Source organism: Neisseria sp. P0019.S002 (assembly GCF_051957155.1).
Taxonomy (GTDB): domain Bacteria; phylum Pseudomonadota; class Gammaproteobacteria; order Burkholderiales; family Neisseriaceae; genus Neisseria; species Neisseria perflava.
This window is the reverse complement of sequence record NZ_JBQCWS010000001.1, coordinates 518,266-534,272: the sequence shown is the minus strand read 5'-3', so window position 1 is coordinate 534,272 and position 16,007 is coordinate 518,266. Positions and strand designations below refer to the sequence as shown.

General features: G+C 47.3%; 18 protein-coding genes. 11 read left to right on the top strand and 7 right to left on the bottom strand.

What is annotated here, in order from left to right; genetic code table 11:
- The first annotated feature begins 3 nt into the window (after positions 1–3).
- Genes ACTHTY_RS02610 through ACTHTY_RS02575 form a run of 8 tightly spaced genes read left to right on the top strand, consistent with a single transcriptional unit; the run spans position 4 to position 4,264 of the window.
- Positions 4–312, top strand: coding sequence for a hypothetical protein (locus ACTHTY_RS02610; protein ID WP_440366367.1), 309 nt, complete (start codon positions 4–6; stop codon positions 310–312).
- Entirely contained in the window at positions 305–610 is a 306-nt protein-coding gene (locus tag ACTHTY_RS02605; RefSeq protein ID WP_440366366.1) for an ogr/Delta-like zinc finger family protein, read from the top strand. Before ACTHTY_RS02610 ends, ACTHTY_RS02605 begins: the two co-directional genes overlap by 8 nt.
- Positions 611–631: 21 nt before the next feature.
- Entirely contained in the window at positions 632–1,183 is a 552-nt protein-coding gene (locus ACTHTY_RS02600) for a hypothetical protein (RefSeq protein ID WP_440366365.1), read from the top strand.
- Positions 1,158–1,370 carry a hypothetical protein gene (locus ACTHTY_RS02595; RefSeq protein WP_440366364.1) on the top strand — a complete coding sequence of 71 codons (213 nt, stop codon included), beginning with the start codon at positions 1,158–1,160 and terminating at the stop codon, positions 1,368–1,370. The genes ACTHTY_RS02600 and ACTHTY_RS02595 overlap by 26 nt, the downstream gene beginning before the upstream one ends.
- Positions 1,363–1,635 carry a hypothetical protein gene (locus ACTHTY_RS02590; RefSeq protein ID WP_295697306.1) on the top strand — a complete coding sequence of 91 codons (273 nt, stop codon included), beginning with the start codon at positions 1,363–1,365 and terminating at the stop codon, positions 1,633–1,635. Before ACTHTY_RS02595 ends, ACTHTY_RS02590 begins: the two co-directional genes overlap by 8 nt.
- Positions 1,632–1,769 carry a hypothetical protein gene (locus tag ACTHTY_RS02585; RefSeq protein ID WP_315115103.1) on the top strand — a complete coding sequence of 46 codons (138 nt, stop codon included), beginning with the start codon at positions 1,632–1,634 and terminating at the stop codon, positions 1,767–1,769. Before ACTHTY_RS02590 ends, ACTHTY_RS02585 begins: the two co-directional genes overlap by 4 nt.
- 55 nt (positions 1,770–1,824) lie before the next feature.
- The gene (locus tag ACTHTY_RS02580) at positions 1,825–4,053 is read left to right on the top strand and encodes a replication endonuclease (protein WP_440366363.1); all 2,229 of its coding nucleotides are present in this window, start codon (positions 1,825–1,827) and stop codon (positions 4,051–4,053) included.
- A gap of 10 nt (positions 4,054–4,063) precedes the next feature.
- Positions 4,064–4,264 carry a hypothetical protein gene (locus ACTHTY_RS02575; RefSeq protein ID WP_295697299.1) on the top strand — a complete coding sequence of 67 codons (201 nt, stop codon included), beginning with the start codon at positions 4,064–4,066 and terminating at the stop codon, positions 4,262–4,264.
- A 399-nt stretch (positions 4,265–4,663) separates the two neighbouring features.
- Here ACTHTY_RS02575 and ACTHTY_RS02570 read toward each other — a convergent pair whose 3' ends face one another.
- The 5 genes from ACTHTY_RS02570 to dnaQ all read right to left on the bottom strand — a co-directional run bounded on the left by ACTHTY_RS02570 (position 4,664) and on the right by dnaQ (position 8,128).
- Positions 4,664–5,407: a thermonuclease family protein gene (locus ACTHTY_RS02570; protein ID WP_440366362.1), complete on the bottom strand. Its 744-nt coding sequence runs from the start codon at positions 5,405–5,407 to the stop codon at positions 4,664–4,666.
- Between the two features lie 73 nt (positions 5,408–5,480).
- Positions 5,481–6,152 carry a ribose-5-phosphate isomerase RpiA gene (gene rpiA, locus ACTHTY_RS02565; RefSeq protein ID WP_003679072.1) on the bottom strand — a complete coding sequence of 224 codons (672 nt, stop codon included), beginning with the start codon at positions 6,150–6,152 and terminating at the stop codon, positions 5,481–5,483.
- A gap of 43 nt (positions 6,153–6,195) precedes the next feature.
- On the bottom strand, positions 6,196–6,675 hold the full coding sequence (gene ispF / locus ACTHTY_RS02560) for a 2-C-methyl-D-erythritol 2,4-cyclodiphosphate synthase (RefSeq protein ID WP_440366361.1): 480 nt from the start codon (positions 6,673–6,675) through the stop codon (positions 6,196–6,198).
- Positions 6,676–6,707: 32 nt separating this feature from the next.
- Positions 6,708–7,394: a 2-C-methyl-D-erythritol 4-phosphate cytidylyltransferase gene (gene ispD, locus ACTHTY_RS02555; protein ID WP_101755496.1), complete on the bottom strand. Its 687-nt coding sequence runs from the start codon at positions 7,392–7,394 to the stop codon at positions 6,708–6,710.
- Positions 7,391–8,128 carry a DNA polymerase III subunit epsilon gene (gene dnaQ, locus ACTHTY_RS02550; RefSeq protein WP_440366475.1) on the bottom strand — a complete coding sequence of 246 codons (738 nt, stop codon included), beginning with the start codon at positions 8,126–8,128 and terminating at the stop codon, positions 7,391–7,393. The genes ispD and dnaQ overlap by 4 nt, the downstream gene beginning before the upstream one ends.
- Positions 8,129–8,469: 341 nt before the next feature.
- On the opposite strand from dnaQ, the gene ACTHTY_RS02545 reads away from it, so the two are divergent.
- The 3 genes from ACTHTY_RS02545 to ACTHTY_RS02535 all read left to right on the top strand — a co-directional run bounded on the left by ACTHTY_RS02545 (position 8,470) and on the right by ACTHTY_RS02535 (position 11,920).
- Positions 8,470–8,946: a hypothetical protein gene (locus ACTHTY_RS02545; RefSeq protein ID WP_049348077.1), complete on the top strand. Its 477-nt coding sequence runs from the start codon at positions 8,470–8,472 to the stop codon at positions 8,944–8,946.
- A gap of 142 nt (positions 8,947–9,088) precedes the next feature.
- Positions 9,089–9,772, top strand: a complete 684-nt coding sequence (locus ACTHTY_RS02540) for a 16S rRNA pseudouridine(516) synthase (RefSeq protein ID WP_440366360.1) — start codon at positions 9,089–9,091, stop codon at positions 9,770–9,772.
- 783 nt (positions 9,773–10,555) lie between these two features.
- A complete protein-coding gene (locus tag ACTHTY_RS02535; RefSeq protein WP_440366359.1) occupies positions 10,556–11,920 on the top strand; it encodes a sodium-dependent transporter in 1,365 nt (454 codons plus the stop codon).
- A 60-nt stretch (positions 11,921–11,980) separates the two neighbouring features.
- Here the strand turns inward: ACTHTY_RS02535 and dld are convergent, their stop codons facing one another.
- Together dld and pnp are read right to left on the bottom strand one after the other, a co-directional pair.
- Positions 11,981–13,672 carry a D-lactate dehydrogenase gene (gene dld / locus ACTHTY_RS02530; RefSeq protein ID WP_440366358.1) on the bottom strand — a complete coding sequence of 564 codons (1,692 nt, stop codon included), beginning with the start codon at positions 13,670–13,672 and terminating at the stop codon, positions 11,981–11,983.
- 163 nt (positions 13,673–13,835) lie between these two features.
- On the bottom strand, positions 13,836–15,959 hold the full coding sequence (pnp, locus tag ACTHTY_RS02525) for a polyribonucleotide nucleotidyltransferase (protein WP_107697060.1): 2,124 nt from the start codon (positions 15,957–15,959) through the stop codon (positions 13,836–13,838).
- Between the last annotated feature and the right edge of the window lie 48 nt (positions 15,960–16,007).

The window sequence follows — 16,007 nt, the reverse complement described above, 5'->3', positions numbered from 1 at the left end:
CTTATGTGCAAAAGCGTTCGTGTTATCAATTTGTCAGATGTTCAGCAGGCTCAGTTGAAGGCGATTTTTGAGGCCGGTCAGGCTCAGCCCGGCGGCTTTTTTGATGAGGTCGATGAGCAGGAGGAAGTGTGGAAGTTGGTACGCATTGCTGAGGATTACGGCCTGATTGAAGAGGCGGCTCGTGTGAAGCGTATGCCTGTGCCTGAATTTATCGCGTTTGCGGCGGCTGAATATGCGGATTTCTTCATGAATGCGTATGAGGCGGCGGTTGAGGATGTGGCTGAAAAAATTAAGGTGGGCGGGTATGAGTAAGCATCGTTCTATCAGCCGGTCGGAAAGTAATTTTGGAAATATGCGGATTCAGATTTTGTGTCCGTGTTGTGGCAGCCGCTGCAAGGTGGCATCCAGTAAGCAGGTAACAAGCAATCTGCGTAATTCTCAGGTGCAGTGCCTGAATGCTGCGTGCGGTTGGACTGGCGTGGCGGCTACGGAAATTATCAGGACGATTTCGCCGCCCTCTCCGCTTTATGGTAATGCGCCGCCGCCTTTGGATGTGGCGGAAATTGAGGAAATGGAAGGCAATATGCAGCCGCTGTTGATTGACTGTTAGGCCGTCTGAAAGGGGATTGTGATGTTGGTTAAGCCGAAAGTGATAGACAGGAAAAAGATTCTGCCGCTTGAGGTGGCGGAGGCGGCAAGTTGGCGTGTTTCGCCGCAGGTGGTCAGGGTTTGGAAAGACAAAGACCATGCGCGCCGGATGATGGTTTTGGGTAAGACGATTGCGCGCGCTAAGTCGAAAAATGCGCCTGTTATGGCTGCGCTTGAGCGTGATGCGCTGTTGGGTCGTCAAGGTGTGCCGCCGGTCATGACTGGGCCGTCTGAAGATGATTTGAGGTCTTGGTTGTTGAGTCCGAGTCAGGCGCAGGCGGTTGAGGATATTCAAAAGCTGGCAAGGGAAATCAAGCGTTTGGGCGATTTAATCAATCAGCAGAATGTGGTGTTTAGTTTGAAGCAGGATGTGTTAAGGCTGTCGGAGCTGAGCAGTTATTTGGTTGAGTTGGACGATAAGTTGGGCCGTGCGAAATATGCGGCAAGGCGGTTGGGTGTAAATCCTGTCGCTGATGATTTTAAAAACAAAATGGAGTTTAAAAATGGTAATGGGCAAACGGGGAAAGCAGCTTGAGGTTGCGATTGGTTTGATGGTGCTGATTGTGTTGGCGGTGGGGTATTGGGTTGCTGCAGGCCGTCAGGAAGAAGTTAAGGTGTTTCCACAGGATGTTGCGGCGCGTTTGCAGGAGGCTGAGGCGTATCGTTGGGCGGAAACTGGGATTGATTATACATTGGGCGATGCGGAGGTGGAGCATGAGTAGGTTTGTTGTTGAGAGTGGTATTCCGATTGGGCCGGTAAGTCAGGGGAAATGTGCTTATCCGTTTGATGAGATGAAATTCGGAGACAGTTTCTTTGTGGCGGTGAATTCGCCGGCATCGCAAAAGCGAACGCGTGATCAGTTAACTGGGGCTTTTAAGCGGTGGTGCAAATTCAATAAGGTTGAAAATGTTGGGTATGTAACGCGGCTTGTGGAAGAAGATGATGTGATGGGTGTTCGGTTTTGGATGGTGGAGCGTAAGAAATGATGTGGGCTGTTTTGATTTGGTGGTTGTTGTGTGTTTTTGCTTTTATCGGTGTGATGGCTGTATTCGCGGTGATTTGGGTATGGCTGCTTTATCGGGATATGGCGAAGGCGTTTGATAGTGACTTTGAGTTGTGATGTTGGGCGGCTGTCTGAATGGTTCAGACGGCCTTAAGTAAAACAGGTGGGATAAATGGACGTTGGTTTGTTGAATAAGGTTGAGCGTGATGAGTTGCTGTCGGTCTTGCCGTCGGCAATTCGTCCGCTTGTGCTTGCTGAATGGGCGCGCCAAGTGCGTTCGGGCAGTGAGATGTTCAATGCTTTTATCCGTGCCGATAGATGGTTGGGTCAGGTTGTTCAGTTGCCAGATGCGCTGCGTGGGATTGGTCTTGATGCGACAGACGAGGAAATCTGCGGCTTGGCTGATGCTGCGGTTAAGTCGTTTATGCAGTATGAGCGCATTGGCTACGGCCTGCCGGGTTTGTTGAAAAAGGCTGTAAACGACTATGGGCTGGATCTGAGTGTGTTTGACGGTAAGGAGCCTGAAGGCATTTTAGGCCGTCTGAAAAATGAGAAGTTTTGGCGCGGCCAGCTTCGCCGTTCTATTGCGCGTAAGGCTGAAAATTTAATGCGTGAGGTTGGCGGCGTTTCTCGCAAAACGGGTCTGTATGTGAGTAATGATGGCTTACGCCGCCGTAAGTCTCAAAAGGCACGCAATGCCGGTCTGTTGGCGCATATGGCTGCTGTGAATGAATTGGGTCAAGAGTTTACGCTCGATGAGCTGAGCGCGTTGGGGGTGTCTAATCCTGCCATCCGTCGTGCTGAGCTGATGGTGCGTATTCGCGGCTTTGAGGAGATTGCCAAACTTAAAGGCCATGTGGGCGAGTTTTTTACGCTGACCTGCCCTTCTAAGTTTCACGCATTCCATCACTTTGGTAAGCGTAATGAGAAGTTCAATGGGGATACGCCACGCGAGGCGGTCAAATATTTAAATAAGGTATGGGCGCGTATTCGCGCTGAATTGGGACGTATGGATATTAAGGTTTATGGTTTTAGGGTGGCTGAGCCTCATCATGATGGTACGCCTCACTGGCACGGCCTTTTGTTTATGGAGGCTAAGCATCGTGATGATTTTCGCCGCGTGGTCGCGAAACATGGCTGTCGTGAAGACCGTGAAGAGCTGGGCTTGCGCTACTTTGGCAGTAAAAAAGAGGCGGCGGCTGAGGCGCGCCGTATTCGCGAGCATCTGTTGGAGAAGAATGGCAGTGCGCCATCGCTCGCAGCAATTCAGGCCGGTTTGAAAACGGAGGTTGATTTTTGGTCGCGTAAGTATTTTAAATTTTGGCGACAAAGCAAGGCGGCGGCGCGTGTTGATTTTGAAAGCATCAACTGGGCGCGTGGTAGTGCGGCTGGCTATATCGCTAAATATATTGCGAAAAATATTGATGGTAAAAACAACGCCGGTGAGAGCTTGGGCGTTGACTTTGAGTCTGAAGAGCTGCTGGATATGGCAACGACTGCTGAGCGTGTAGATGCGTGGGCTTCTATTCACGGTACACGCCAGTTTCAGCAGATTGGCGGTGTGCCGGTAACGATTTGGCGTGAGTTGCGCCGTATTGTGCCGACCGATGATGACAGTGTTTTGATGTTGGCTCAGCGTGCTGCCGACCGTGGCGACTGGGCTGAATTTGTCCGTCTGTTGGGCGGCGAAGTGGTCAAACGTGAGGATATTCCTTTGGGTCTCTATAAGGAAGAAGCCGCTGAGGGCGTGGTCAACGAATACGGAGAAGTGCCTGCTCCTTTTACAATGGGTGTGTATGAGAAAGATACGGGTGAGGTACAGATCAGTCGTGTGCACACTTGGGAGGTTAAGAAAATCGGCGGCTCAGCCGCCGCTTGGACTCGTGTCAATAAGTGTACGGAAATTAAAAATGAGCCGGAAACGGCGATTTTTTGGGGAAGTCCAACTAAGCCGAATATTGAGGAGGCTGAAATTAAAGAATGGATGATGTGGAAAAAAGGAATTTCCGCAACTCAAATTGGCAATTGGAGAATTTCAGACAGCCTGCGCGCCGAATACGCCGATGATGTGAAGGCATGGGCGGCAGCTAAGCGGCCGCCAATGAGCCGTGAGTTCATGCAGCGCGTGATTGCCAAGCAGGAGGTTGCTGCCAAGCAATCTGAGCGCGCATCCGAACGCCTGCGCCTATATCGTGAATACATCACGCTGCTTGACCGTGCCAGCCAGCCATTGACAAGTGGCCTGACACCTTCTGAACCGAAATTTGACTTGTCGGCGGATAAGGTCGCGCATAAGCCGCGCCGATATACGCCGCCAACCTATGACACAGTAGAAAGCGCACTCGCAAAAGCGAAAGCCGCCCGTACTAATACTGAGCGATTCAATCGCCGCTTTGATTGAGGATGACAAAATGAATGAGTTTATTACATTGGAACAAGTAAAAGAGTTATGGACGTTGCCGGGCAAGAAGCCGCCATCAACAACAACCATTTGGCACCGCCGCCGCGCCGGTTTGATTCCAAAGCCGCGCCTAGTTGGTCGGGATAATCTGTTTAAACGCGATGAGGTAATCCGTTTGCGTGATGAATATCTAGGACTAGAGGTAAAGTAAATAGTGAGAAGAAACAACAATCAACACCGCCGCCGCTTGGCAATTTGGCAAGCAGAAAAGAAGCGGAAAAAGCGATGAAAAGGCCGTCTGAATTGAATTTCAGACGGCCTTTTTCTAAAAAGTTTATTTGTTATTCTATTTGTTATTTCAGAAATATAATTAAATAATCTATTTTATATTAATAGGTTATATAAATAACCTAATCCCTTCCTATCTGCCAGATACTAAAGACACCAGCTAACGGTGTCTTTTTTCATATCTGCCCTTCTTAAAAATATTACACCACACTTTTATTTCTATTACCCTCTAATCAGAAATCTGCCACTCATTCTTATCTTATACTAAACCTTGATGATTAAAGGCCGTCTGAAAGTTTTCAGACGGCCTCTTTCTTAAAACCTACCAAATCCCGAACCATTGTTTATCAGACTGCTTTTTATCACCGTTCTGCTGCTCGTGGTTTTGGCGGCGAAATTGCCAAGGCGCTTGCGGATTGTCTTTTTTCCATAAGCCTTTACGCTTTTCCTTGGCTTGTTTTTGTGCTGCCAAATAGTCGGTGTAAGCGGTTTTACTTTGTTGTTTTTTGGCATAACTTTCATAATGCCATGCGGCGCCATCCCGTATTTGCATTAAATTCAAGTCAATCGTGCCGACTGATACTTGGGCAACTTCGCGCTGGTAACGGTCGGCTTCAAATACGCGCACTTTGGCTTTTTTATTCAATGCGGCATCAATCAAATTGTCTCGTGATTGCGTACCATAAGCCTGATTGATTTCCGGTGCATCAATATAAGCCATACGGATTTTGTGTTTTCGGCCATCGCTATCGATAATGTGCACGGTATCACCATCATGGATTTTGATGATTTTTCCGTTGTATGTGTAAGTTTGTCGCGATGACTTTTGTTTTTGTTTCTGTTCTTGCTTAGGTTCAGCTTCGGTTTTGGTGTCAGATGTGGCTTTGACGACATTTTCTCCCAGCCATTCATTGACCTTTTCCAAACCGATATTGTCGCCTTGTGCCAATGTTGCAGCAACGCTTACCCCTGTACGAATCAACTCGGTATCGCGTGAGCTGTAACCAAGTGCGCCCAACACGGATAAAACAACAGGCAACCATTTTATAATTTTACTGATTTGCATATTTTGCCAAATTGAAGGCCGTCTGAAAGACCTGATGCACTTTCAGACGGCCTTTAAGATTGATTAATCTCCATTAATCCTGACAAGGCAGGATGACTTTTGCACCTTCTGCCGTACCCAAAACCAACACATCGGCGGCATCGCGGGCAAAAATACCGTTTTCGAGTACGCCGGTGATTTTGTTGATTTCATCTTCCATTTTCAGGGCTTGGTCGATATTGAGGCCGTGAACATCGACGATTTGATTGCCATAGAAAGTGGTATAACCGACACGCAACTCAGGCTGTCCGCCCATCGCAAGCAGTTTGCGCGACACCAGCGAACGGGCATTTTCAACCACTTCTACCGGCAATGGGAATTTGCCCAAACGGGAAACATATTTGCTTTCATCGGCAATACAAACAAATTTATCGGATGCGCTGGCCACGATTTTTTCGTTCAAATGTGCACCGCCGCCGCCTTTAATCATTTGCAACGCGTGGTTGACTTCATCTGCGCCGTCAACATAAACCGCCAAACCCATCACTTCATTCAGTGAAACTTCAGGAATCTCGTATTTTGCCAAAAGCTCGCTGGATTTTTTAGAAGTAGACACGGCACCCTTGATTTTCTTACCGCTTTTACCCAAAGCTTCGATAAAGAAGTTGATGGTAGAGCCGGTACCGATACCGATGTATTCGTTTTCAGGAACAAATTCCACCGCTTTTTCGGCGGCAATACGTTTGAGTTCGTCTTGAGTTGCCATGTTGTCAGTCTTTCAGTTTGAATAATAAAGTAATTTTAAGCTCTTAGGCTTTAATCAGCAATACTGCCGCTTGCGCTTCAATGGCTTCCATCCGTCCCAGATAGCCAAGTTTTTCGTTGGTTTTGCCCTTGATATTCACGCAGTTTTCAGGCAAACCCAAATCTGCGGCAATATTGGCGCGCATTACCGGAATGTGTGGCGCAAGTTTTGGCTTTTGCGCAATCACAGTCGTATCGACATTAACCACCTTCCAACCCAACTCCTGCACGCTTTGATAAGCCTCGCGCAACAGCACACGGCTGTCAGCATCTTTGAATTCGGCGGCAGTATCGGGAAAATGGCTGCCGATATCGCCCAAACCGGCCGCACCCAACAGGGCATCGGTAATCGCATGCAACAGCGCATCGGCATCTGAATGACCCAGCAAGCCTTTTTCAAACGGAATGTTTACGCCGCCGAGTATCAAATCTCGCCCTTCGACCAACTGATGGACATCGTAGCCCTGTCCGACACGGATATTCATGTTTGTTTCCTTAAATAATGGGTTTTGATTGTTCAGACGGCCTTGAGCAACAATCTGACAATGTATTCGTCTTGCGGCAGCGTCAATTTCAAATTGCGCGTATCGCCCTGCACCAAGCGCGGCCGGATACCCAGTTTTTCAATCGCTGATGCTTCATCCGTAATTTCACTTAAATCATCAACCGATAAAGCACGATGTAACAAGGCCGTCTGAAAAAGCTGCGGCGTTTGCGCCTGCCACAATCCTGCGCGTGCAACGGTTTCATCAATATGATGATTGCCGTCTGCCCGCTTGAGCGTATCAGCCACCGGTATGGCCAAAATACCGCCCTCATTACTCTCGCCCGCCTCATCAAGCAAACGCGTTAACGCTTCAGCAGGCAGACAACAGCGCGCGGCATCATGAACCAAAATATTATCTTGCGCCTCGGCCAAACCTTGCTCCAATAAAGCGGACACACCATTGCGTACCGTTTCGGCACGACTTGCGCCGCCTACTCGAAAGACGCGTACTTTCTCAGACAGGGCCGTCTGAAAAACCAAATCTTCCGGCGAAAGAATAACGGCAATTAAATCTATGCGGGGGTGTTGCTCAAAGATTTCTATGGTATGTTGCAATACGGTTTTACCATTGATTTCAACATATTGTTTAGGTTTTCCTGCACCAAATCGCGCTCCCACACCGGCAGCAGGAATCAAAGCGATATTGCGGCGCATCATGCTGACGCTCCGGCATTGGCCTCATCAGGCGTTTCAGCCTTGCGCCATACACACGCCTCGCCCAAGTCGTCCAAATATTTTTCATGTGCGACCAGCTCATCCGCATTGGCTTTGATGACTTTCAACTGCGACGTACGTTTGGTTTCCGCAATAACGGTTTTTTTGACTTCGCCCTCTTCTTCCGTCTCGCCGCCCATCAGATCGAACTGCTGACGCGTCATGGCAAGATAGACTTCACCCAAAAGCTCGCAGTCGATTAGCGCGCCGTGCAAGACCCGTTTGCTGCGGTCAACGGAAAAGCGGTTACACAACGCATCCAAGCTTGCCTTTTGCCCCGGGAACATTTCACGCGCCATGGCCAGCGTGTCGGTGACTTTACAACCCAGTTCCTCAATAGAAGGCAGTCCCATGCGGCGGAATTCCATATTCAGGAAGCCGACGTCAAACTTAGCATTATGGATAATCAGCTCTGCGCCACGAATAAAGTTGGCAATCTGTTTACCCACTTGGGCAAACGGCGGCGCATTCTTCGCTTCCAATACTTCAATCGTCAAACCATGCACCTTCGCCGCTTCCTCCGGCATATCGCGTTCGGGGTGGACATATAAATGAAGGTTGGAGTCGGTCATTTGGCGGTTGATCATTTCCAAGCCGGCAAATTCGACCAGACGGTCGCCGTTTTCAGGATAAAGACCCGTGGTCTCCGTATCGAGGATAATCTGACGTTGGCTCATGGTTGGTGGTTTCTGCAATTATCAAAATGCCTTGAATCATACTGAAGGCCGTCTGAAATGTATAGTCAGCAAAACTTTAGCTGCTTTTGAAATGCCTTTTTATAGCTGGATTTTTTCAGACGGCCTTTATTCTTTTTGCATTTAATGGCCATCTATTACTGTATTTTTAAGTAGAAAACCCAATTTCTACAAAATTTTTTAAATTTAATTTCTTTAATAATTAATACCTTACTTATTATTTGAATAATAGGAACAATTATCATTTGCAAATTTAAAAAATCTCCGTATAATACAACCCATCGAAACGAAATAACCGCACAACAGAATGAAAGGAGAAGAAAATGCCCGAAAGTATTTTTAAGCAAGTCTCCCTTGATATTCTGAGACTGCACCAACAAGCCATCCGCTCTTTAATCGCCACCAAGTGTTGCGATGAGTGCGAAGTACACGACGCAGTATTCATTACTTTAGATGGCCGATATTATGTTTGGCTCCCTTGTATGGGCAAATCGCCCCAATCAGAAACCGGCATCCTGCTGATTGAAGATGAAGACGGCAATACACGCTTGAGCTGGGTTGCCGATACACGCGAAGTCAAGCAAAAAGACAGTCTGTACAACCGCGTTGTTTCCGCCCTGCAAAGAAAAATGCAGCGCACGAAAAACAAATTTATCCAGTCGGCAAACGCCCGATTGCTTGAGCTGACGCCGCAGCAAGGCCGTCTGACGACAAACAGCAAAGATTTCTCGCTTTCACCACATGACTTGATGAAAGCACTTTATCCGGCAACACATCAAATAGGAGAATTTGCCTTGTAACAGTTTTTGGTAGTGGTTTGTGTTCCTTTTGCGCCCCTTAACATTTTAAAGGGGCGATTTTTTTGCCCCTACTTTTCAGACGGCCTAAACACCGGTTTTCCAGTACAATAAAGGCCGTCTGAACATTTCCTACTTTTCAACCATGCAACTGCTCAAATACATCCAATCGCAAGGCCTCGGCAGCCGCAAGCAATGCCAATGGCTGATAGACAATGACTGTATCGCCATCAACGGCGAAATTCATAATCGTGCCAAAGACGATATTGACCCATCTCAAGTGCACACCCTGTCTGTTGACGGCGAAGAAATTGCCGCCGTCCCCATGCCCTATTTCTACATTCTGCTTCATAAGCCTTCAGATTACGAGACTTCTCACAAACCCCAGCAATATCCAAGCATCTTCAGCCTGTTTCCCGACCACATGCGCAATATCGATATGCAGGCAGTCGGCCGCTTGGATGCAGACACAACCGGCATTATTCTGATTACAAACGACGGGCAATTTAACCACCGCGTTACCTCGCCCAAACACAAAGTTCCGAAGCTCTACCGTGTCACATTGAAACATCCAGCCGACGATACCCTTTGCACTGCGCTGAAAAACGGCGTCCTCCTGCATGATGATAATGAAACCGTCGCCGCGGCCGAAGCAGTATTGACCGACCCAACCACATTGATGATGACCATTACCGAGGGTAAATACCATCAGGTCAAACGCATGGTTGCAGCCGCAGGCAACCGTGTCGAGCAGCTCCACCGTGAGAAATTCGGCGACTGGAATGTCGATGATTTGGCCGCCGGAGAATGGAAATTTATCCAAATCTAAAAAAATTCCAAATTTTTTCGATCAATTTTTAAACAATATGGATTTTTTTATTTATTTAAAATCAAACATCTAAGCTTTATTATTTTTATTTAACAGAATTTAACACTGTAAAGACTGAACTATTGTATAATTCGCCTGTCTGAGTAACACTTGCTTCGAAAGAAGTGAGTAAGTGAGTAAGACGTTTTCCCCGTAATGTGTTTGGCCATCTATACTTTCCCCTTAGTATAGATGGTTTTTTTTTATCTAAAATTTGGCAACCAAGCGGGCGTACTTTCAGACGGCCTTTCTCATCTAAAAAAGCCATCATTACTAAACCTCATCTCCCATTCATTAACTTGCCATTATCCCTTTTCTCTTTCTCGTCTCTTCCGCATTAATCTGTGCCGTTCCAATTTCAGACAAATCGTTTTATAGAAAGAAAAACTATCGGCGACTACCCAAGCTAAGGTTACAGAATATTATTAGACAGCCTTAGAGAAATACCATCTTTGTTGCCGACATACTTGAAAGCACACTTTAGTGCTATCCAATATCCTCACAACAACCCTTTCCCATATCCCACTTTTCAGACGGCCTTTATCGTTAGGGCTCTTTCAATCATTCGTATCGCTTCAGACAAATTCTCTGTTTGCAGGTTTCAATACCAAGCAAACCAGAGAAACCCACTAAAAATTCTTCATTACATGGTTTTTTTAACTAATTTTCTTTTCAGACTTTAGTCAAGATTCGTTAAATCTTTGCGGTAAAATGTTGTCTTTATTTTTATGCATCTGAGTATTTATGTCTTCCAATCAACCCCGTCAAACCTGGTCCAACCGTTTGACTTACATCCTTACCGTTGCCGGTGCGACTGTCGGCTTTGGCGCAACTTGGCGTTTCCCGTATTTGGTCGGTGAAAACGGCGGCGGCGCGTATGTGTTTCTGTTCTGTATCGCCATGCTGGTCATCGGTATTCCGATGATTTTGGTGGAAAACGTCATCGGCCGCCGTAAAGGCGTGAACGCGCTGGATGCGTTTGGCGGCACAATGAATGGCAAACCCGTTGCTAAAGTTTGGAAGTTGGTCGGTTGGATGGGCCTGCTCGGCGCATTCGGCATCATGGCCTATTACATGGTACTCGGCGGCTGGGTCATAAGCTACATCGTTAATATCATTGGCGGTAATTTGGACATTTCCAGCCCTGTTTCTGGCGAAGTCACCAAAAGCTTCTTTACCGAACACATCGAAAACAGCCCTTGGGAAATTGCCTTTTACACTTTCCTATTTGTGGTTGTGAACCAATGGATCTTGGTCAAAGGCGTGATCGGCGGTATTGAAAAAGCGGCAAAATACCTGATGCCTTTGCTGTTTTTGTTCCTGATTGCCATGGTCGTGCGCAACGTTACCCTGCCGGGCGCAATGGAAGGCATTACCTTCTATCTGAAACCTGACTTCAGCAAAATTACAGCCGAACTGTTCGTCTTCGTTTTAGGACAAGTATTCTTCGCCTTGAGCTTGGGTTTCGGCGTGATGATTACGTTATCCAGCTATCTGGATAAAAACGAAAATCTGGTTCAGACGGCAGTGATTACCGCGATTACCAACACTTTGATTGCCGTATTGGCCGGCTTTATGATTTTCCCTTCCCTCTTCAGCTTTGGCGTTGCCCCTAACTCAGGCCCGACGCTGGTATTCCAAAGCCTGCCGATCGTGTTCTCCAATATGTGGGCAGGCCCCGTGTTTGCAGTGATTTTCTTCTCACTGCTTCTGATTGCCGCGCTGACCACTTCTCTTACCATTTATGAAGTGTTGATTACAACCATTCAGGAGAAAACCAAAATCCGCCGCGCAGCCGCGATTACGATTGTCTTGGCTGCCATCTTCATCTTCGGCAACATTCCGTCTATTTTGAGCTATGGCCCGTGGAAAGATATTTCCGTGTTTGGTAAAAACATTTTTGATGCCTTTGACTATATCAGCGGCAACATCCTGTTTATGCTGACCGCGCTTGGCTCTGCCTTGTTTGTCGGCTTCGTGATGAAAGATGAAGCGAAGGACGAATTGCTCTACAAAGGCAACCATACCACCGTCAATATCTGGTTTGCCTATGTAAAATACCTCGTACCGTTGGTGATTCTGCTGATTTTTGTCAGCAACTTGTTCTGATAAGCAAGCATATAAAAAGGCCGTCTGAAAAATTCAGACGGCCTTTATTTTGACTATGCTTTATTCTACCCAGTTTTTCTTCTTACTGGTTTTACCGATACCGGGGTTGAAGCTGTTGGTCGGGTCAAGTTTTTTATAGAACTGTTTCAGCTCGGGCTTGGCTTCATACAGATGACCGACATTATGCTCGGCAGGATATTGCGCACCGCGTTGGTCAAGCAGATGGAGCATTTCATGTTCCAAAGCCATACAGTCGTTGCCTTTTTTAATGATGTAGTCCTGATGGAACACATGACACATAAAATGTCCGTAATACAATTTATGGATGATTTTATTGTCGATTTCAGGCGGCAGTGTTTCAAACCAATCGCGATCATCACGGCGCAAGGCGATATCGAGTGCAACCAAATCCTCTACTTCATCATCATGTACAGAACGGTAACGGATCGCGGCAGAAGCCACAGCAAAGCGATGCAGCATGGCCGCCTGCGTTTCTTCGGCATTACATTCGAAGAATGCGCCGCCATGGGTTGCAAAATATTCCTTCAAGAAAGCACGCGCTTCTTCTACGCCCTCGCCACCCATTTTTAAAATCAGGTGATGTTCATATTTATCCCGATAGTTGCGCATAGATTTCGGCAAGTGATCAGGCAAAATTTTACTGATCAGTTGCATGAATTTATCAGAGAAGTGTTTTGGTAAGAAACTTATCTTTTTGCTGAATCTATCCACACGGGCTTTCAGATCAAACAGTTTCGGAAGTTGGTGGGTACCGAACGTCTTGATGATATAAAACGTATCTTTACCATAAATGGCAGCAATATCAAAAGCATGACGATGGATATACTCACCGGAAATAGGCAGGTTTTTAAACTCGCTCAAAGCGGCACGACGAATATCGGTCAGCTCATTAATATCATTGGTGCCGATATAGAACACGGCAGTCTGTTTTTCTTGCGGGAAAGTATCCAAGCGTACGGCAAACACCATCAGCTTGCCCGCGCAACCTGATGCTTCGTAGTGACGCGCAGGGTCGGCATTAAAACGGGCGGCAGTCGGTTCATTCACTTGGCGGACATGATCGCAATAAGCATGGTCATGCCCTTTGCCTGCATTTTGAACAATGTCTTTTTTCTGATAATGGAAACCTTGCAGATTGGTCAAAATTTCTTCAGGGGTTTCGCCCAAATCAATGCCCAAATGGTTGACCAGCTCCAGCTTACCCTCTTCGTTGATTTGTGCAAACAGGGCCATTTCCGTATAAGCCGGGCCACGCTGTACCAATGCACCACCGGAGTTATTGCATACGCCACCCAATACAGATGCGCCGATACAGGACGAACCGATCACTGAGTGCGGCTCACGGCCTAAAGGTTTCAGCAGCAGTTCCAATTGATTCAGGGTAGAACCGGGCAGGCAGACAACCTGTTCGTTATTGTTAATCGGCTGAATGATGTTCAGACGCATGGTATTCACAATCACGATATCGCGGTCGTAATCATTGCCGTCAGGAGTCGAGCCGCCAGTTAAACCGGTATTGGCGGCCTGCGTAATCACGATAACATCAGCCTCAACACACGCCTGCAAGATTTGCCACATTTCCAAAACCGTACCCGGACGGACAACCGCCAGCGCCTTGCCTTCGCCAAAACGGTAGCCTTGACGGTATTGTTCAGTTTTTGCCGGGTCTGTGATGATATATTTTTCGCCGACGGTTTGCGTCAGCCGACTGATTAATTGTGTAGCATTCATTGCATACTCCTTAAGAAATGAATATATTTATTAAATTACAAACATTGTAGTAATCCCTTTTATCAAAGTAAAGGCAAACTCACTTTTAAATTTATCATTCAAATAAACAAAAGGCCGTCTGAAATTTTCAGACGGCCTTTTGTTTCAAGCTTGAACAATCAAATTATTCAGCTGCTTTCTCTTCGCGAGCAGGAGCTTCAAGCAAAGCTTTGATAGACAGGCGTACGCGGCCGCGATCGTCTACTTCCAATGCTTTCACATTCACAACCTGACCTACTTGCAGATAGTCGCTGACATTGCGTACGCGCTCGTGGGCGATTTGGCTGATGTGTACCAAACCGTCTTTGCCCGGCATCACGCTGACAATCGCGCCAACGTTGTTATCGAGGATTTTAACCACAGTACCTTCGTACACTTTGCCCACTTCCACTTCGGCAGTGATTTCTTCGATACGTTTTTTCGCTGCATCGCCTGCTTCTTGAGTAGTCGCAGCGATAGTGATGGTACCGTCTTCAGCGATATTGATTTCAGTACCGGTTTCAGCAGTAATCGAACGAATGGTTTCGCCACCTTTACCAATCACATCACGGATTTTGTCTTGGTTGATTTTCATGGTGAACAAGCGTGGCGCGTGTGCAGACAGCTCTTGTGGGCCTGCAACGGCGGCTTTCATCTGATCCAAGATGTGCAAACGTGCTTCTTTGGCTTGAGCCAAAGCGATTTGCATGATTTCTTTGGTAATACCTTGGATTTTGATGTCCATTTGCAGCGCGGTCACACCTTCGGTTGTACCGGCTACTTTAAAGTCCATATCGCCCAAGTGGTCTTCGTCGCCCAATATGTCGGTCAGGACGGCAAATTTGTTGTTGTCCAAAATCAGACCCATGGCGATACCGGCAACGTGTGCTTTCAAAGGCACACCGGCAGACAACAGGCTCAAGCAGCCGCCGCAGACGGAAGCCATAGAGGAAGAGCCGTTGGATTCGGTAATTTCAGAAACCACGCGCATGGTGTAGCTGAAATCTTCAGGTTCCGGCAATACGGCCAACAACGCACGTTTAGCCAAGCGGCCGTGACCGATTTCACGACGTTTTGGCGCACCTACGCGACCTACTTCACCGGTAGAGTATGGAGGGAAGTTGTAGTGCAGCATGAAGCGGTCAGTGTATTCGCCGGACAGCGCATCAATGATTTGCTCATCGCGTGAAGTACCCAAAGTTGCAACCGCCAAAGCTTGGGTTTCGCCACGGGTAAACAGTGCAGAACCGTGAGTGCGCGGCAATACGCCGGTTTGAATATTCAACGGACGAACAGTGCGGGTGTCGCGACCGTCAATACGCGGTTGACCGTCCAAAATTTGGCTGCGGACAACATCGGCTTCCAAATGTTTGAAAATGCCTTTGATTTCGTTGGCTGCCAAGGTGTCGGTTTCTTCGGTAATCAACGCTTCTTTCACAGCATTCCAAGCTTCGTCCAACTTGGCAGAACGCGCTTGTTTTTGACGGATTTTGAACGCTTCTTTAATGGTTTCACCGGCAATTTCGCGTACTTTTGCAACCAATTCTTCATTGGTTTCAGGAGCTTTCCAATCCCAAACTTCCGGGTTGACTTCGTCGGCAAATTCATTGATGGCATTAATGGCCACTTGCATTTGATCGTGACCGTAAACAACCGCACCCAGCATCACTTCTTCAGACAAGATGTCGGCTTCGGATTCCACCATCAACACGGCTTTAGAAGTACCGGCAACAACCAAGTCCAATTGTGATTTAGCCAATTCGGCTTTAGTCGGATTCAAAACGTATACGCCGTTTACATAACCAACGCGTGCCGCGCCAATCGGACCGGCAAACGGTACGCCGCTCAACACCAGCGCGGCAGACGCACCCAACATTGCAGGAATGTCAGAATCAATTTCAGGATCAACAGACACGACCATCGCTACGATTTGGATGTCATGGTAGAAACCTTCGGGGAACAAAGGACGAATCGGACGGTCGATCAGACGGCTGGTCAGGATTTCTTTTTCGCTTTGTTTGCCTTCGCGTTTGAAGAAACCGCCGGGGATTTTACCTGCTGCGTAAGTACGCTCGAGGTAATCGACAGTCAGAGGGAAGAAGTCTTGGCCTTCTTTCACTTCTTTGTTAGTGGTAACGGCAACCAAAACAACGGTGTCGCCCATAGATACTTTAACGGCAGCAGCGGCTTGGCGAGCGATTTCGCCGGTTTCCAAAGTAACGGTTTGATTACCGTATTGGAAGGTCTTAACGTGTTTATTGAACATCATTGTTCCTTTCAAAATACCGCACTGCTAAAACACTAATAATGCACACTA

What these genes read in the sequence shown, in the direction of transcription:
- ACTHTY_RS02600 (WP_440366365.1), top strand. Translation starts at nt 632, where the DNA reads ATGTTGGTTAAGCCGAAAGTGATAGACAGGAAAAAGATTCTGCCGCTT.
- ACTHTY_RS02610 (WP_440366367.1), top strand. Translation starts at nt 4, where the DNA reads ATGTGCAAAAGCGTTCGTGTTATCAATTTGTCAGATGTTCAGCAGGCT.
- ispD (WP_101755496.1), bottom strand. Translation starts at nt 7,394, where the DNA reads ATGATGCGCCGCAATATCGCTTTGATTCCTGCTGCCGGTGTGGGAGCG.
- ACTHTY_RS02590 (WP_295697306.1), top strand. Translation starts at nt 1,363, where the DNA reads ATGAGTAGGTTTGTTGTTGAGAGTGGTATTCCGATTGGGCCGGTAAGT.
- rpiA (WP_003679072.1), bottom strand. Translation starts at nt 6,152, where the DNA reads ATGGCAACTCAAGACGAACTCAAACGTATTGCCGCCGAAAAAGCGGTG.
- ACTHTY_RS02570 (WP_440366362.1), bottom strand. Translation starts at nt 5,407, where the DNA reads ATGCAAATCAGTAAAATTATAAAATGGTTGCCTGTTGTTTTATCCGTG.
- pnp (WP_107697060.1), bottom strand. Translation starts at nt 15,959, where the DNA reads ATGATGTTCAATAAACACGTTAAGACCTTCCAATACGGTAATCAAACC.
- ACTHTY_RS02545 (WP_049348077.1), top strand. Translation starts at nt 8,470, where the DNA reads ATGCCCGAAAGTATTTTTAAGCAAGTCTCCCTTGATATTCTGAGACTG.
- ACTHTY_RS02540 (WP_440366360.1), top strand. Translation starts at nt 9,089, where the DNA reads ATGCAACTGCTCAAATACATCCAATCGCAAGGCCTCGGCAGCCGCAAG.
- ACTHTY_RS02580 (WP_440366363.1), top strand. Translation starts at nt 1,825, where the DNA reads ATGGACGTTGGTTTGTTGAATAAGGTTGAGCGTGATGAGTTGCTGTCG.
- ACTHTY_RS02595 (WP_440366364.1), top strand. Translation starts at nt 1,158, where the DNA reads ATGGGCAAACGGGGAAAGCAGCTTGAGGTTGCGATTGGTTTGATGGTG.
- ACTHTY_RS02575 (WP_295697299.1), top strand. Translation starts at nt 4,064, where the DNA reads ATGAATGAGTTTATTACATTGGAACAAGTAAAAGAGTTATGGACGTTG.
- ispF (WP_440366361.1), bottom strand. Translation starts at nt 6,675, where the DNA reads ATGAATATCCGTGTCGGACAGGGCTACGATGTCCATCAGTTGGTCGAA.
- ACTHTY_RS02605 (WP_440366366.1), top strand. Translation starts at nt 305, where the DNA reads ATGAGTAAGCATCGTTCTATCAGCCGGTCGGAAAGTAATTTTGGAAAT.
- dnaQ (WP_440366475.1), bottom strand. Translation starts at nt 8,128, where the DNA reads ATGAGCCAACGTCAGATTATCCTCGATACGGAGACCACGGGTCTTTAT.
- ACTHTY_RS02535 (WP_440366359.1), top strand. Translation starts at nt 10,556, where the DNA reads ATGTCTTCCAATCAACCCCGTCAAACCTGGTCCAACCGTTTGACTTAC.
- dld (WP_440366358.1), bottom strand. Translation starts at nt 13,672, where the DNA reads ATGAATGCTACACAATTAATCAGTCGGCTGACGCAAACCGTCGGCGAA.
- ACTHTY_RS02585 (WP_315115103.1), top strand. Translation starts at nt 1,632, where the DNA reads ATGATGTGGGCTGTTTTGATTTGGTGGTTGTTGTGTGTTTTTGCTTTT.